The sequence below is a fragment of the Desulfocurvibacter africanus subsp. africanus DSM 2603 genome (genome assembly GCF_000422545.1).
Classification (GTDB): domain Bacteria; phylum Desulfobacterota; class Desulfovibrionia; order Desulfovibrionales; family Desulfovibrionaceae; genus Desulfocurvibacter; species Desulfocurvibacter africanus.
Window position 1 is genome coordinate 1 of sequence record NZ_AULZ01000041.1, and the last position, 2241, is coordinate 2241.

Genomic DNA, 2241 nt, shown 5'->3' on the forward strand with positions numbered 1-2241 from the left:
GTGCCGCCGGTCTGGGTCCAGGAGTAGGTCAGGCTGTCGCCGTTGGGGTCGGAGCTTGCGCTGCCGTCAAGGGTCACGCTTGCGCCGGCGGCAACGTTCTGGTCAGGGCCGGCGTTGGCCACGGGCGGTTTCGGCGTGCTGATCACGGTCACAGCCACGGTGTCCTCGGCCGTGTAGCCGTGGGTAGTGGTCACGGTGAGCCTGAAGGTCAGGATCTCATTCAGGGAAACTTCGGGGGCCTCGAACACGGCAAGTTCGGTGTCCGCTCCATTGAGCGTGACGCTGGGTGAGCCGCCTGTCTGGGTCCATTGCCAGGAGGTGATCGCTCCATCCTCTCCCGGCGTGGAGGTGGCTCCGTCCAGAAGCACGTCGTCCCACCTGTGCACGGACCGGTCAGCGCCGGCGTCCGCGACCGGCAGCTGGAACTCGAAGGCTCCCGCGTCGCACCCTCCACCCTGGGGCCGGTCCTTGCCGCGGGCGTCCGTCGTGATCGTAGTGCTTACAAACCCGGAGCAATCCATGGCGCCGTCCAGGGCTTGGCTGTCGTGCGCGGGCAGGTAGCCCACGGTAGCCTCGTCCTCCAGCACCGCCCGCAACCTGGGATCCGAGGGCGTGCTACCCCCGGCGTGGGGGGCAACGTTGCCCCCGAAGATTTCCATGACAGCGCCGCTGTCGTCATAATCATAGGGGGCATCCGCGGCCGTGTTGCCGGACAGGATGGAGTTCTTGAAGAAGATCGGCCCTTCGCTGAAGACGATGCCGCCGACTTTGTCCGCGGCGCTGTTTCCGGTAATCGTGCAGAAGTCCGCATAGGTCCTTCCATGTGCATATATGGCGCCTGCATTGGAAAAGCCGCTTTCGCCTTCAGTCCCGGCGCTGTTATCGGTCAGCGTGCAGTTGATGAGTTCTAAGTGTGCGGTTGGTGTTCCATATGAAGTCGGTGGGGTGCCTTTGAAGTAAATCCCGCCGCCATACCTGCCAGCCGAGCACCCGCGGATGAGGCTGTCACGTATCTGCAAACCGCCTTCATCAATTTTAGCTATACCTCCACCTCCAGTGTCACCTGGCGGGACATGACAATCAACAATCGTGCTTCGTATGATGCTGGCAGTAGTATTTGCCGTACCACGAAAAATCCCGCCACCATATACATTGGCTCGGCATCCAATCACTGTGCAATCTTCCATCAGGCCAAAGCCGAAGATGCCTCCTCCACAGCCTCCATAGGCTCCATAGCTGGCGGGGCCTTCCGCCACGCCGTTACGCACTGTGGTGCGCCTCAAGGTCAAATTCCAGCCACCTATAATACAGCCACCAGCCGCAGCCGTGCCGTTCTCCACAATGCAATCCTCCAGCGTGAGATAGTCACCGCTGAAGCGTATGCAGCCGCCGTATAAAGAACCGAGCGCGGGATCAGTCGGAGCGCGGCCATTCCTCACCGTCAACCCGCGAATGGTTATCTCGCCTGCGAGGACTTCGAAACAGCGCACGAGGTTGCGGCCATCGATGGCCAGCACGTCCGCACCAGGTCCGATGATGGTCAGCTTACGCTTGATGGTGCCTGGACTCGGCATATTGATGACCAGGGGACTCCAGAGCAGGATGGTCCCGCTCAGGTGCGTCAGATCGATAACATCAACATCAAGCACACCCTCATTGGCTATGTTGATGATATAACGCAGGGTATTCGGCTTATTTTCATCGCCTAAGTCCGAGACCGTCCACGTTTCTTCGGCCATGCCTGGGCACGGGCAGACCATGAGCACAAGCAGAAGCAGGGACATGAAGCAGCGCAGCACGATTTTCCCCCGCGGTACCGGTTCAGCGTGAAGATGGCGCAGGTCTATAGTCTGCGCCGATATCTGGCTTGATCAAAAGAACGCGCTACCCTATTCATGACGCAATAGTCTGTAAAGCTGTATTTACAATATGTTGCAATGTATAACGCATCGGCGTGGCAGCTGTTCATGTCTCCCAGGCCGTGCGCTGAATGACTTGTTCCTGATCAACGGGCAGAGTGGGTGATTAGCCATTCAGCGACCGCCTGCACCGAGCGTCAAGGCCAATTGGATGAAACAAGAGCGGCCCGGCAGGAGTCTGCCGGGCCGCGTTGCGTTCAGTCTTTTGCTTGGGCTCAGCTTGCGCGCCTTGGCCTGCGCAGCCGGGCCAGGACCGCAGGCACCAGGAGCAGCAGCCATTCCAGGCCGAGTGGGTCGTAACCGGCCGAGGGGTTGAAGGCGC

1 protein-coding gene is annotated in these 2241 nt (G+C 60.2%); it reads right to left on the reverse strand.

Annotated elements, in window-relative coordinates; all coding sequences use genetic code 11:
• Positions 1–1799 (reverse strand): PKD domain-containing protein (locus H585_RS21730; RefSeq protein ID WP_034628437.1); only part of this gene is annotated, 1799 nt, incomplete at its 3' end.
• Positions 1800–2241 lie beyond the last annotated feature (442 nt).